This is a genomic window from Shewanella sp. SW32, assembly GCF_025653365.1.
In the GTDB taxonomy this organism is placed as follows: domain Bacteria; phylum Pseudomonadota; class Gammaproteobacteria; order Enterobacterales; family Shewanellaceae; genus Shewanella; species Shewanella oncorhynchi.
Map to the genome: position 1 here is coordinate 1 of NZ_JAKKSJ010000009.1, position 14,775 is coordinate 14,775.

Annotated in this window: 12 protein-coding genes; 4 read left to right on the top strand and 8 right to left on the bottom strand. The window is 46.4% G+C overall.

What is annotated here, in order from left to right:
* Positions 1 to 239: integrase core domain-containing protein (locus L5M28_RS06715; protein ID WP_263148774.1), on the top strand; the 239-nt coding region annotated here is incomplete at its 5' end.
* Between the two features lie 1,113 nt (positions 240 to 1,352).
* Positions 1,353 to 1,745, top strand: a complete 393-nt coding sequence (locus L5M28_RS06720; RefSeq protein WP_263197008.1) for a DUF6678 family protein — start codon at positions 1,353 to 1,355, stop codon at positions 1,743 to 1,745.
* Between the two features lie 196 nt (positions 1,746 to 1,941).
* Here the strand turns inward: L5M28_RS06720 and atcC are convergent, their stop codons facing one another.
* From atcC to ppk1, 6 genes are all read right to left on the bottom strand, one after another.
* Entirely contained in the window at positions 1,942 to 2,838 is an 897-nt protein-coding gene (atcC, locus tag L5M28_RS06725; protein WP_263197009.1) for a cold adaptation protein AtcC, read from the bottom strand.
* An 11-nt stretch (positions 2,839 to 2,849) separates the two neighbouring features.
* Complete coding sequence (atcB, locus tag L5M28_RS06730) at positions 2,850 to 3,608, bottom strand: cold adaptation protein AtcB (protein WP_006086363.1); 759 nt, start codon at positions 3,606 to 3,608, stop codon at positions 2,850 to 2,852.
* Complete coding sequence (gene atcA, locus L5M28_RS06735; RefSeq protein WP_263197011.1) at positions 3,608 to 4,135, bottom strand: cold adaptation protein AtcA; 528 nt, start codon at positions 4,133 to 4,135, stop codon at positions 3,608 to 3,610. The genes atcB and atcA overlap by 1 nt, the downstream gene beginning before the upstream one ends.
* A gap of 22 nt (positions 4,136 to 4,157) precedes the next feature.
* On the bottom strand, positions 4,158 to 4,442 hold the full coding sequence (locus L5M28_RS06740; protein WP_006081330.1) for a J domain-containing protein: 285 nt from the start codon (positions 4,440 to 4,442) through the stop codon (positions 4,158 to 4,160).
* A gap of 403 nt (positions 4,443 to 4,845) precedes the next feature.
* Complete coding sequence (ppx, locus tag L5M28_RS06745; RefSeq protein WP_263197013.1) at positions 4,846 to 6,390, bottom strand: exopolyphosphatase; 1,545 nt, start codon at positions 6,388 to 6,390, stop codon at positions 4,846 to 4,848.
* 42 nt (positions 6,391 to 6,432) lie between these two features.
* The gene (gene ppk1, locus L5M28_RS06750; protein ID WP_263202828.1) at positions 6,433 to 8,604 is read right to left on the bottom strand and encodes a polyphosphate kinase 1; all 2,172 of its coding nucleotides are present in this window, start codon (positions 8,602 to 8,604) and stop codon (positions 6,433 to 6,435) included.
* Between the two features lie 375 nt (positions 8,605 to 8,979).
* Between ppk1 and yegD the strand changes: the two genes are divergently transcribed.
* Both yegD and L5M28_RS06760 read left to right on the top strand, forming a co-directional pair.
* Positions 8,980 to 10,452, top strand: coding sequence for a molecular chaperone (yegD, locus tag L5M28_RS06755; RefSeq protein ID WP_263197014.1), 1,473 nt, complete (start codon positions 8,980 to 8,982; stop codon positions 10,450 to 10,452).
* A 59-nt stretch (positions 10,453 to 10,511) separates the two neighbouring features.
* Positions 10,512 to 11,000: a CreA family protein gene (locus tag L5M28_RS06760; RefSeq protein ID WP_173496577.1), complete on the top strand. Its 489-nt coding sequence runs from the start codon at positions 10,512 to 10,514 to the stop codon at positions 10,998 to 11,000.
* A gap of 158 nt (positions 11,001 to 11,158) precedes the next feature.
* Here L5M28_RS06760 and L5M28_RS06765 read toward each other — a convergent pair whose 3' ends face one another.
* Together L5M28_RS06765 and pdsS are read right to left on the bottom strand one after the other, a co-directional pair.
* Entirely contained in the window at positions 11,159 to 12,358 is a 1,200-nt protein-coding gene (locus L5M28_RS06765) for a cystathionine beta-lyase (protein WP_028760270.1), read from the bottom strand.
* A 229-nt stretch (positions 12,359 to 12,587) separates the two neighbouring features.
* Positions 12,588 to 14,747, bottom strand: a complete 2,160-nt coding sequence (gene pdsS, locus L5M28_RS06770; RefSeq protein ID WP_028760269.1) for a proteobacterial dedicated sortase system histidine kinase — start codon at positions 14,745 to 14,747, stop codon at positions 12,588 to 12,590.
* Positions 14,748 to 14,775 lie beyond the last annotated feature (28 nt).

Genomic DNA, 14,775 nt, shown 5'->3' on the forward strand with positions numbered 1-14,775 from the left:
GTCGTCGCGGGAATTGTTGGGATAACGCACCAATGGAGCGTTTCTTTAGAAGTTTGAAATCTGAGTGGATACCCGCCAATGGTTATGGGAATTTTACAGAAGCAGATAAAGAGATCACAAATTACATCACTGGATATTACAGTGAGACCAGACCCCATCAATATAATGGTGGGTTAACGCCAAATGAGTCAGAACGTTTATATTGGAATGACTCTAAAATCGTGGCCAATTTTACTTGACCACTACAAACTCATGAAATAATATCTCTTCGTTATCCTATTGGGGATATAGTTGGAGGCTCTGATATACATTTTTGCCTACATCGGAGTGGCGGGAAAGCCATGTAGATGGTCTCCATATATACTACAACCCCTTTGCGGAAGTGCCGCTCGATAGAAAGTTGCTCAATACCATGCAAATAACCCAAAACAGCTACGATACAAAGGCTAACCACTCAATTCAAATCCATCATGATGGGTGTTTGGTTTCTAGGCAAGTTTACACAAACGACGGACAATAATTCGCCTAACACAGAATTATGAACAGCCTCTTAGACAATGAATTTCGCGCGCTGTTGGGTGCCCGTTAACAAACGAACTGGAAACTCGCGGCGTTTCCAGTCCCATTGAGGCGTGGTGGTTGTTGTGTTTGAGTTTGGGGGAATGCGTTGTCAGTCCCTTAGGCGAGAGTTAACCCATAGAAATTTTTATCCGAAATTCACCTGATACAGTCGACGTCCTGACACGCTTTTGTCCCAAAGCGTGCTGCGTAACGCTTTTAAATCTACAGATTACGCGAATGCACGAAAGGTGAGCCATGGTGATTTGTGAGACGACCGTCCGCCCCATGGACGGGGCGGTCGAGCATCCAAGGATGGACTGGCTGCGAGTCGACGAGCGAATGCCATGGCAAGCCTGTGCGAGTGGATACCCGTAAACGCTAAACTTCTAACAACTGAAATTACTGCTCCCCAAACACTACTTTTCAACACATTTCTGTCCCAAAGTATGTTGCGTATGTCTTTAAATCTACAGATTACGCGAATGCACGAAAGGTGATCCATGATGATTGGCGGACTTGAACAACATCCATGCTTAACTGCCAGTTCGCCCTCCATGGCTCTCGTTCATAAACTTAGAATCCCTAGGCTTCTATTCACCCTGTCGACGAGCAAATACGATGGCAAGCCAATATGAGTAGGTCAAACCAATAAGCGCTCCACGATTTAAAATGGCTGGCCTAATTTATTACCCATCATTTTATCTGTCATATTAATTAGTTTTTATTGGCAATATATATCTATTAAAGCTATATCATTTAGTTTTTCACTGAGTCGCTTGGGACACTAAAAAATGAATTCTGAAGTTTTGAAGTATGTGAACGAGCATCAGCTTTCGTCTGTAATGAATAAAACAAAGTGGTGCGAGCTTGAAAAGGCATTAAATGGATCTGAAGACTTTATTCCCTATGTGCGATACAAATTGATTTATGATGAAAACCCTAATGCAGGTTTTACTGCTGTGTGGTGGCACGAGTTACTTGAAATAGCAGAAACCATTGAGTGGTTAGAAGTTAATCCATTCAAAAGAGAATGGCTAGGCCGATTAGTGGCGGATCGAGTGACGGACTTTTCTGATGTTGTAAGCGCACAATTAGCCCAATATTCAATTCCTTATTCGATAGAAAATGGCATGTTTCGGATTTGGGGTTATCTGAGGAGGGATGAATCTCCAGAATTTATCTAACTGAAGAGTTATATCTCTGTAAGTCACTTATTTTAAAGCTAAAACTACTCAAAACTGAGACCTCAATACTGATTATTGAGATTGGGCATAGAGACAAAAGACAGTAAAAAAGTGCTTTATTTTTCAATAAAGCACTCATTTTAAGCGAGTCAAGCACTCGTTAACCTATTGATCATATTACCGATTAAAGTAGCGGTCAAAGTACTATGTAGAGTGGCCAGCCGAGAAGGCCGACGAGACCTTCCTTGTGTTCGAATCTTTCTAAGCGTTCGGGTGAAGCGTCGCTGAGTAATAGTTCGCGGTAGCTTTTCGCAAAGTGCAGGGTACGCAGTAGGGCGGGGACAAAGTTTTTACCGAGATCTTTACTGATGGTTTCAGCGAGTTCTGCGGGTAATTCTGCTAACGCTTTCTGGGTTTCCAATTCAATATGCTCACGGGTAAACCACTCCTCTTTTAAGGTGATTTTGCCGATACGCTTTTTCAAATCTTGTCTGACTTTGGCGCCATCAAACAACAATCGATACAGTACCGCTTCGGCTAATACACTCTCTAGATTGAGAAAATCTAGCGGATCATAGCTCGATTGCGCGTAAAACTGTGCCAATAGGGCCGCAATTGACTGTTGGCGTTGATGCTCAAGCAGGGCATCTTGATAGGCTTCATAGCCTAACCATTCTTCCGCATCGGGCGGGCTAGACACTTGTTCTAGCAAGAACTTGTCGACATCACCGTACAGTGACTTGCCGTTGATGAGTTTATGCTTGCTGACAGTGCTGAGCATGCTCCAGCCTTTTTGAAAGCATTTGACTACGCCATCTGCGGTGATCAACAGGCGTATCGCCTGCTGCGGGTTTTGGTTTGACAATTCCATCAAACCAAGACTCACCACACCAATGACATCGTGCGCCGCTTGTTCGAGCAGGTGCATTTTATACTTGTTGTAAAACTTATCGGCCAGTTTGAGGCTCATCAAAATGGCTTTGGATTTGATTTGTGACAGCTGTTCACCGCTCAGCGTTTCGTCTGCTTGGCCTTGGACCAATACCTTGCTCAGGTAGGGTCCTTGATCTACATCACGCAGTACCAGTTGCATCAAATAATTCCTTAATCCAAAAAGCTAAACATATCATCGACTTCAGCGTATTCATCCGTCACTTGGTTTTTCTCTTTGGCTTGAATAACCAGCTCGTTGACAAACTTGCTGATGATCATTTCCCAACCTGAGCTTTCGTTTCGCAGCAGACTCTTAATGGCTTTTTCAACATCGGGCGCGAGCTCGTGGATCAAGGCCATTAGGCTGCGTGGGTCGTCTATGCTGAGGCTGTGTGCATCTTCACTAGCGACGCGGCTGTCATAGCCGATGGTTTCAGTGTCTTCTTCGTCATCGTAGAGATCTGTGTAGCCGTCTTCATCTTCATGTTTTTCGCCTAACATCATTTCGATGAAAGGGATCGACAGGTAGAAGAGGCCCGCTGGATCTTCGGCGATACATTCTAAAATCGCAGTTTGCTTTTCTTCGCTATCTTGGATGCGAATTAAATAGGTTAAAAAATCAAAGGTATGCTGAATAAGTTCTTCGGCATTGTTTTTGATTTTTTCTTCCCAGTACAAAGGTTGCTGACAGACGATGTCGCGAATTTGTTCTGGGGTCATGAGTTCAGACATGATCGAAGGACAAGAGATATCATGATGACTGTTGATTTGGGTCAGCGTGACGATATCCATGTGTTCGATAACTTCGACTAATTGCTCATCGCTCATGGTATTTGCAATGATTTCAAAGCGTTTGCTCGCTTGTTTTGGCTCTACGTCCGCCAACTCTTTAATTTCGGCGACGGTAATCTCAATGAGACTAGTGTTCATTAGCGGTCCTCATCATCGTAGTGATCGTAGTAGCCATCTTCCTCTTCGCCTTCATCATCCTCGTCGTTATCTGAGGTGCCAACATAATCGTTGTCATCATCTTCATCGTCGTGATGCTTCGCTGCTGGCGTTGCTTTACCTTGAGTTTCAAGTAAATACAGTACGGCGCAGCTTTCAATCAGTAAGGTTTCCGAGTAACCACGCACGGCTAACACTAAAGGTAAATCAGCATTGTTAAAGCCAATCGTGACTTTAAACTCATCCCACTCGGGTTGAGTAGCCGTGTTTATCCAATGTGCCCACTTGAGTTTGGCTTCGGCGGGAAATTTAATTCGACCGTAAAGCGCGACAGGCAGGTACTCAGGCACAGTATCGAGCATCTTAGGATCGGCTTCTAACACCTTTTTGATTTGGCTAGTAAATTGCTCTAGCGCTTTAGGTGTATCGGGATCGTCGTAGGACTCGATATTGTCGTAGGCATTATTTTTAAGCTCATTAATGCGTGAGATATTCAGTTTTTTGACCATTTGACACTACTCTAGAAAACGCTCAAGGATAAAATTGATCCCACAGCTCGCGCATGGCGCTCGCGGGATCGGTCACTATGACGTTATTGAAATCTTTGATAAACGCGTTACGTCGCTTAGGATCGGACAACACATCATAAGCATTTTTAACGCGTTCAAGTTGTACGGCGGCTTGCTGCTTTTCCTCTTCCGAGGCGCCTAACAACTTGTCGGGATGATATTTGTTTGACAGCCGTCGATAGGCTTTTTTAATGTCGTCTTCTTTGGCACTGGGTTTTATACCAAGCACACTAAAGTGGTTAATCATACTTGTACCTGCAGGCGATGGGGCTGATATCGCGAGATAAAAAGGGTTTGACTCTGATTATCTTTAAATTCGTGGAATTATGATTAGTCAGCCGTGGATGATAGCAGAAATCCCCACTCAGCGGCAAACGCGCGAGCAGGAATTTGTGCTTTAGTGAAGGGTTAAAAATCCTTTAAACTTTAATCTGTTGTGGCGCATGGATTAAGTCTACCGCTATGCTGTTGAAATCCCATTATCAAGCCAGATTCACTGCTAACTTAACCTTGTTTTTAGGCGAGATAATGGCCCTCGATTAAGGGCAATATTTTAGCGCCGAACAGTGCCGAATCCTCGCTAAACGCATTCACACAGAGCTAACCCACACTCGGCTCGGCCACGTTAGGCTGAGCTAACGCCGTAACCGCTAAGTCAGACTAGACACTAAACGTAGGTTCATTCCAAGGGTGAGCATTTGTTTTTGTTCTCGCTGTAAATCTTTCATAAACAAGCTGATTTTCCGCTTATGGCTTGGTAGTACTAGCATGAGTCCATCGGGGATCACTTTAATATGATCTAAGGTCAGCGTCTTAGCGATACGGCCAAGATTGAGCAAGACAGCAAGCCTAAGCAGGCAGAGTAGGCGATTGAGTGTGAGCTTATGGTTGGGATCGAGCTCAGCCAGCATTAATTCGTTAGGCTTTTTTCTGTGATTGGTGATAAGCCGCGCTAAATCCAGCTGTAATGCTTCGCTAAACCCAGGTAAGTCACTGTTACTGATAATGTAACCGCCGTGTTTGTGCAGGGATTTTGAATTAATGTGTAATCCGATCTCATGTAAAGTCGCGCTATAGGCGAGCAAGCGCGCATGGGGCCTTAATTGCCATTCGTCGGCGACTTGTTCAAACAAGGCCATGGCAGTGTCGCGTACCTTAGCCGCGTGGGCCATATCGATATGATAAAGCTGGGCAATACTGTCGACGGTGCGGTGGCGAATATCCTGATATTGACCAATCTTGGCCAGTTCATAGAGTACGCCTTCACGCAGTGCACCTGGGCTAAACTCAAGTTTTTGAATCGGTAAGCGCCTAAAAAAGCTGATCAAAATGGCAAGTCCGGCGGGCACTAAAGGAATGCGTTTATCATCGACGTTGGCAAATTGGATTTGGCTAATATGGCCACATTTGATCAACTTGATTTTGAGCTGTTTGAGTCGTGATAGCGTGATGGTTTCATCGCCGTGCTCTTCTTGAATTGCTTCGCAGATGGCTTTTACTGTGCCTGAGCTACCCAAGGTGAGTTCCCAGCCGCCCGCGAAATATTCCTTTGAGAGCGACGCGAACTGCTTATCGGCCGCACTTTGGGCATCGCGAAATGAGGCAGGGGTGATGAGCCCATCAATAAAGAAACGCTCATTAAAACTCACACAACCGCAGCGCAGGCTAGATAACTGAGTTGGGGTATTTTTCTGGCCGATCACCACTTCGGTAGAACCACCACCGATGTCGATGACTAAATTACTTTTCCCTAGCACTTGGCTTTGTGCAATACCGTTATAAATCAAACGCGCTTCTTCATGGCCCGAAATGACCTCCACCGGATAGGGCATGATGGCGAGCGCTGCCTCGATAAACTGATCGCGGTTTTTGGCGATTCTCAGAGTGTGGGTGGCGACTAATCGTACTTGCGCTTGGTCGAGATTGGAAAATCGTTGGTTAAAATCCCGTAGGCAATTGAGCCCACGTTCTATGGCGTCATTGTCGAGAATATTTTGCGCATTGAGCCCTGTGGCGAGCTGAACCTGTTGTTTTTCTTTATGTAAAATCTGTAAACTGCCATCTTGCTCGCGGGCAATGACCAGATGAAAACTGTTCGACCCCATATCGATGGCGACAAAGTGGCGCGATTTAGAGTTTGCGAGTACATTGCTGGGCGTAGCGTGTGACTGTGTGTGCGAATATGTGGTTACCAATCGGATTATCCTTAGGCAATCAAAGCGATATAAAGCCAGCGATTAGCTGGCTTTGGCCCGTAACTCAGGTGTTATGTCAGGCTGAGTTTTCACTTCTCGCTCAGCGTCACCCTCATGGGTGGACATACGTAAGGCATTAAATTCTTGCAGTTGGCGCTTCTCATAATTAATCAGATATTGATAAATGGCAATTTGAGAACGCACTTTTCGTTTGTTACCGCGATTCCGATAAGGATTACTTTGTTCCTTGTTGATGACACGTGCTTTAGTGTTGTCATTGAACTGTAAGGATAAAATATCCATTATCATCTGTTTTAGGCGCAGATCATAAATCGGCACACTCACTTCAACGCGATTATCTATGTTGCGGCTCATCCAGTCGGCGGAGCAGATAAAGAGTTTGTTCTCTCCACCCGCGTGGAACAGCATCACCCGTGAGTGTTCGAGGAATCGGTCGACGATACTATAGACTTCGATGTTGTCGCTGATCCCCGGAATTTGCGGGATAAGCGAACACATGCCGCGAATAAGTAACTTGATTTTGACCCCAGCGGCTGAAGCCTCATAGAGTTTTTGGACCAAGGATTCATCGAGTAAGTTATTTAATTTTAAGGTAATCGCCGCCTTCATATGGCTCTGGGCATTAACGATTTCATTATCAATTAAGTGACTCAGTTTTTGTCTGGCATCGTAGGGCGACACAATTAAATGCTGGAAGTTATCGCGACGATACGGATGTTCAATCAAGTCAAACACTTGCTCCACTTCACGGGCAATTTCTTGATTGGCGGTGAACAGTGACAAGTCGGTGTAAACCCGCGCCGTGCCTTCGTTAAAGTTGCCTGAGCCAACGTGACAATAGAGTTTGATTTCACCTTGTTCTTCGCGGCCAATCAAGCACAACTTGGAATGCACTTTTAAACTGGTGATACCGTGGTGAACTTTGACGCCCGCTTCGGCCAAGATGCGGGTCCATTCGATGTTGGATTGCTCATCGAATCTGGCCCGCAGTTCAATGACTGCGGTGACTTGTTTGCCGTTTTTCACTGCATCGATAAGCGATTGCATCACATGGGATTTTTTCGCGACTCGATATAAGTTAATTCGAATAAAGCGCACCGCCGGATCGTAGGCCGCTTGGCGCACCATTTCGGTAAAGTGGGAAAACTTATGGTACGGATAATTGAGCATGATATCGCCCATCCGAATCGCATCGAAACTGTTGGCACTGCGGCCGAAACCTGCACTATTGAGCGCCGGTAGTTTTTCGTTTTCTAGGTAGTCGCGGCTCGGGTTGGGGAAGGCGATAAAGTCTTTAAAGCTGTGGTAACGCCCGCCTGGGATCAAACATTCGGTCGAGCTGATGTTCAGGTTTTCTTTGAGCATCACCAACATGTGTTCAGGCATTTCTTTGTCGTACACTAAGCGCACAGGCTCTGCGGTAAGACGTTTTTTCAATCCCTTGGTCATTTTCTCAAGCTGGGTTTGTTCAAGCTCGTCAGTGATATCAAAATCGGCATCGCGGGTTAACTTCATCGAATACACTTCGATAGCATCGTACTCGAAGAAGGGACCAAAGAGTTCATCTACGCAGTGGCGAATAATGTTATCTAATAAAATCAGATATTTTTTCGCTTTACTCTTTTCGGCTGGGAGTTCGATAAACCGCGGTACATTTTTAGTCGGCACTTCGACTAAGGCGTATTGGCGGCGAGCTTTAGTGAACAAACACACACACAAATAGGTGGCGTCGTCGTTGATTTGCTTGATCAGATCGCGATTATTATTGACCATAAGCGGCGCGATATGGCGTTTGAAATGGTCTCTAAAATGCTTTTTCAGCCAGTCGCTGTGGAACTCGCTTAATTGTTTCTCATTGATTAACAAAATATTACGACGTACAAGTTCGCGCATTAAATCCGTGTATATGCCATCGAACCTTTCTTGCAATGCCATCACTTTCGATTGGATCTTGGCCATTAAATGGCGGCTATTACTGCGACCTTCCTGCAGGGATGACAGCAAAATGGAGCGTCTGACCGCAGCCACTCGCACCCTAAAAAACTCATCCATGTTATTGGAAAATATCCCTAAAAAGCGGACTCGCTCCACTAAGGGAACATTGTGATCGCAGGCTTCTTGCAATACCCGCTCATTAAAAGACAACCAAGAGAGTTCTTTATCAATCGAAAGTTTATCGGTATTCGGGAACACTGCACAGCTCCTTTAAGCAAGCGTCATGGCGCAATATACAATAGCATTCATCCGCCGTTGTGCAATCAGATTTACTGCCGACAAGTGAAGGAATTTCAATGATAAATATTGCGTACACGCCAAAATCAGTCTGGGATTTATCTGGGATAAAGATACGAGGGAAATATGTCAACTTGATGACGAGTGTGACAGAAATATGACCTTATGATGATCATCTTGGATTGGACTGAAACACTGCCCGTGCAACTGCGCTTTACGCAATGAGCCCGCTATACGCGATGCCAGTTTGCGAGTAAAGCCTGCAGTGTTAACTCCTTGGGCATTATCGCAAACTATGTTATCTTGCTCGGCTTTTTTATCGCGGGAGTAAAAGGTATGTTTGTTGGATTTGATTATGGTAGTGCTAACTGCGCCGTAGGGATCATGCAGGGCGATGATGTGCAGTTATTGGCGTTATCAGAGCAATCAGCTTATTTACCTTCGACCTTATATGCGATGGACAGGGAGCTGATCGCCGAGGCGGTTTATCGTGGTCTTCCCACTGAGTTAAAAGCCGATTACGCCAAAAAGCGCGCCGCACAATTGAGCCGTGCCCGTATGGTGCGCCATGAGTTAGATCTCGATGCTGACGTTCAGGCCGTGTTTGTCGGTGAGCAGGCGGTAAGCGCGTATTTAGAGATGCCGGAGGAGGGATTCTATGTCCGTTCGCCAAAATCCTTTTTAGGTGCGACAGGGCTTAGACCCGAACAAGTGGCCCTGTTTGAAGACATAGTTACCCTGATGATGCAGCACATTAAAGTGCGCGCCGAATCTGTATTAGTGGAAAAGCAGCTTGCTAAACAAGGCGCTGCGGCAACGATCACCCATGCGATTATTGGTCGCCCGGTGAACTTTCAAGGCATAGGCGGTGAAGAGAGTAACCGTCAGGCCGAATCCATTTTGACCTTAGCGGCAAAACGCGCGGGTTTCGTCGACGTTGATTTTCTGTTCGAGCCATTAGCGGCGGGGATGGATTATGAAGCGACCTTGACCGATAACAAAACCGTGCTGGTTGTCGACGTGGGCGGCGGTACAACGGACTGCTCTGTGGTAAAAATGGGACCCGCCCATAAACAAAAAGCGGATCGCAGTGAAGATTTCCTCGGTCACAGCGGCCAGCGAATCGGCGGTAACGATCTTGATATCGCCCTTGCAATGAATGCCTTTATGCCGCACTTTGGTTTAGGCTCTTTAATGACCAATGGCAAACCTATGCCCAGTAAAGCTTTTTGGAATGCGGTGGCGGTAAATGATATTAGCGCCCAGCGAGAATTCAGTACCTTAAGCAGCCGTAAACTGATTGATGAATTGGTGAAAGAAGCCGAGCAGCCTCAGTTACTCAACCGACTGTTAAAAGTGCAACAACAGCAGCTAAGCTATCAGTTGGTCCGTCAAGCCGAACGCGCCAAAATTGCCCTGTCGGATGCCGAGAATACAGATATCAATCTCGATTTTATCGAAGCGGCGCTGCACGCGGGTGTGAGCCGCAATTTGTTTGAGAATGCTATCGAGCCTTCACTGACAAAAGTAGAAGCCCTGATGCATCAAGCACTTGCGCAAGCGGCAAAAACCTTAGCGGCTGACGGCTTAGCTCAAGACTCTGTGAATCACGAGAATGTATCTGCCGACAATGCTGCAGAATGCAAACCCGATGTGATTTATGTGACAGGTGGCACGGCACGAAGCCCGGCGATTTACGCGAAAATCGCCGGTATTTATCCCGATATTCCAGTGGTGGTCGGCGATCACTTTGGTTCTGTGACTGCAGGGCTAACTCGCTGGGCACAAAAGCTATTTGCTAAGCATTAACGTATAAGCATTAACAAAAAATCACTAACATATAAGCACTAATGTAAAAGGATGTATGAATGAAAACTCTGTTGAAGTGTGCGTTTGCGGCCTCTGTAGGTTTATTGCTTGCGGGTTGTGGTGACGATGTGGGTAAGGTGAGCTTAGGGCTTTTTACCACTAAAGATGTGATTATTGATGCTAAAAACGATCCTAAAATACCTGGGGTGACTTGCCATATCAGTCGTATCGAAGCCAATTTAGATTTTGCTGATCCGTCCGATATGGGGATCAGTTGCCGTCAAACGGGGCCAATTACTGCGGCCGATCTGGCGAAGATAGACATGGGAAAACACGGCGAAGTGATTTTCACCGAATCCCTGAGTATTTTATTTAAGTCATTAAAAGTGCGTAGAATTTACGATGCGCAAAATCAGACTCTGTTGTATTTGTCCTATTCGACGAAAGAGACCAATGGTAGCCATAAACATGCGCTCTCAACAGTGCCGCTTTATGGCTCTGCGGCTTGGGTCGATCCTGCATTAAGTATTGGAGCGAAAGCGAATTAATCGCTGTAGAGTTTATGGTTTAGCGGTTTATTTGCGATAAGCATAATGATATTGCAATAAAAATTCGTATTTGTATCAGTATCGATAAGAGAAGGGGCAGAATATTTATTCCGCCCCTTTTATATATATTCTGCTAGCACTTAGCACATTAAATATCGTTACTTAGCTTTGGCCGCCAATACAGCGTTAAAACGTTCAAACCCAGCACTGAGATCGGCGATTAAATCAGCGGGATCTTCTAAACCAATATGTAAACGGATCAAAGGTTTGCTCGCATCCCATTGAGTTGCTGAGCGGATTTTTTCAATACCGAAAATGCCGAGGATTAAACTCTCGTAGCCGCCCCAAGAAAAGCCCATCTTAAAGTGACTCATATTTTCAACCAGTGCGGTGACCGCATCGCCATCGCCCTGTTTTAAGATAAAGGAGAACAAGCCGTTGGAGGCACTAAAGTCGCGTTTAAAGAATTCGTGCCCAGGGCATGTATCAAACGCGGGATGACGTAGATGATCGACTTCTGGCCGGGTTTTCAACCAGTTGGCCACTTGCAGGGCATTTTTTTCATGTTGCGCCATACGCACGCCTAAGGTACGTAGGCCGCGGGCAGCAAGGTACACATCGTCTGGCGATGTGGTTTGTCCCATCAAATAGCTGTGTTCACGTAATTGTGGCCAGTATTTTTCGTTGGCCGTGGCCGTGCCTATCATCACATCCGAGTGACCGACGATATATTTGGTCGCCGCTTGAATTGAGATATCTACACCCATTTCAAAGGGTTTGCTATTGATGGGCGAGGCCCAAGTGTTGTCCAGCATAGTGATCAACCCATGTTCGTGGGCGATGCGGCACAAGGTCGGTACATCTTGCACTTCCATGGTGATGGAGCCCGGAGACTCTAAAAACAGAACCTTAGTATTGGGGCGAATGAGGTCGCGAATGCCTGCGCCAATCAGCGGATCGTAATAGGTGGTTTCGATACCAAAACCGCCGAGAATATGGGTGCACAGATCCCGCGTTGGCTCATACACGCTATCAACCATTAACAGGTGATCGCCCGTTTTTAAAAATGACAGTAGCGCCGCACTGATCGCCGCAGCGCCAGAAGGATACAGCGCCGTACCGACGCCACCTTCTAGTTCGGCAATCGCGGCCTGAAAGGCAAAATGGGTTGGGGTGCCACGGCGGCCATAAAACATCTCGCCATTGGTTTTATTTTTCGCGGCGTGGCGCATTTCATCCATGGTTTCGAAGACAATAGTCGAAGCGCGAAAGACGGGCGGATTGATCACGCCTTTGGTCCATTTTTTGTCTCGACCTAAGCTGACGATTTGGGTGGCTTGATGATGTTTATCTGTCATTGGATCATTACCTTGGCATTTAGGTTGAACGAATAGGTTGAACAATTTGGGAGAATAATTGGCGTTTCTTATCGATTGTTATGGCGGTCATCTTAGCATCTGCACGCATAAATGACAGGAGGCGCGTGATGAGTTTGGCTCATGTTATTGGCCTCCTGTATTTTAGCTGTTGAGATTATGACGCAGGGCTTAAAAGCTGTAACACGCTTAACTTAAAGGCCGTATGTTCTTAATTTAAAGGTAAGGTGACAAGGATATCCACACCATTATGTTCGCTGCGATTACGGGCAAGGATTTGTCCTTGGTGGAACTCGGCGACCAATCGCGCGATATACAGACCTAAGCCTAGGTGGGGTTTATCTTGGGCTTGATTAATCCGCACCGACACCATGGAATCGAAAATCTGCTCCGACATATCAATGGGCAGTTCAGGCCCTAAGTTACTGATAAGCAGAGTTGCTTGTTTACCCACTTGGGTGAGCGTGACTTCGATAGCACTGTCTTTATGGCAAAACTCAATGGCGTTGGCGATAAGTTTGTCCATTAACTGGGCGATATATTCTGGCACACCTTGCATCATCAGTGGTTGCTCGGGCACTTTCACACTAAAGCCTTGTTCTGGATAGGTCATTTGATAACCTTGCATACAACCGCTGACCACTTGAGAGAGTGGGAACTTAGTGATATCGGCCTGCGTTAAACTCTGCTCTAAGCGTGTTGCCTCGCTCATGTTATTTAAAATCATGCTTAAGCGGCTGACACCTTCTTGGGCTCGGTCGACATATTTTTGCGTGTCTTTATCTAAGGTTTGCAGGTTTAAATGCTCAAGGGATGAACGCACCACAGCCACGGGCGTACGTAATTCATGGGACAGGCGCGATGACATGTTCTCCAGATAATGGGTATATTGGCCGAGACGGCCGACTATGCTCGAGAAGCTACGGGACAGATCGCCAATTTCATCCCTAGCCTTCGACGGTTTGAGGTGATTACGCACACGGCCTTGGCTATCGATGGCATTTTCGGCTTCATCGCGTAATTTACGAATGCGGTTAGAAATACTCGAGGCGAAGAAGAACAGCGCCAAGGTGCCCATACTCATTATGGTCAAAATCACGTTAAAGAGTTTTTCCAGCGCTCGGTTACGTAGAGTTCGAATTCCGTGGGTGGTTTCTTCGGCGACGACGGCACCCATCACATTGTTATCAATCCAAATGGGGCTCGCGGCGGCGAGTACCACAGCTTTGTTGTCTGGAGTTAACCGCCAAGTCGAACTTTGCTGACCCGCGAGGGCTTTTTGGATATGACTGCCGTCAAGCTCGGTGGAATCTTGTAAGGAATCAATAAAGTCTTTGGGCGGTTTAGTGAGAATTTTATAGTACAGCGGATGCAGATAATCACGCTTGAAGGTATCCCACAGCGCGGTACTCTTTTCATCTTCTAAGGTGCGGGTCCATACACTGTCATTAGCGCGAATGTCGCCGGATTTTGCCAGTACGCGACCGTGTTTATCGACTACCCAAATACGTGAGCTATAGTGGCTCATACCTTTGATAATACTTTCAATTTCCGGTGATGGTACCAGCACAGTGCCGAGATTGTCGACCGTATCTAAGGCCGAGGTGCCGACAACTGCAGCGACATCACGGTATTTGCTGTCGTTGACATCGGCAATGGCAAATCCGAGTTTGCTGCCGACCATGTCTAAGGGAATACGCAGTTCGACATTGTAGCCCACATCTGTCGTCGCCCATTGTCCTTGGATGCGCACCTCAGGTGTAACAGGCACCGTTTGCTTAGGATTAGCGGGTAATTCGAAGGCGCTGATCCAGCCGGGTTGAGTCGTGGCAACGATATAGCGTTTGAATTTATTGTCGGGCGCGAGTGTTGCAATCGAGAGATGATCGTTTCTATCGACACTTAGAGCATTTTTACCCCGCAGTACCACGGTTGGATCAATGACTTGAAAAAAAGCATACAGATAACCATCGTATTGGCCGACCATGTGGGTAAAGCTTAAGGTCAGGGGGGCGTTCGGATCGGCACGCATAATTTGGTGCGCCTCACCGTATTGGATAAATCTGTGCTGATATTCCTGCCATTCGTTGAGTTTGCCGTCGAGTAGAATCGCCCCCGCCAGTGGATAGGCGTATAGATCGCGGCTTTTTTCCACTTGCTTTAAAAAACTCGCTTGCCCATCGAACAATTTTGGCCGCTCGTGCAGCGCGGTGGCCAGTGCTTGAGTAGTGCCTTCTAAGGTGCGTTCTTGGCCGTGGCGAAGATACTTTTCCATTTCCCACACATATTGGTACCCCAGCCAAGGTAGGCAGAGCAAGAACAGGCTAAGGCCGATGACTTTAGTGCGTAGACCAAAGGGGAAACGTGTCATAAGTTAGGGATCAGCATTAATGGGTTTA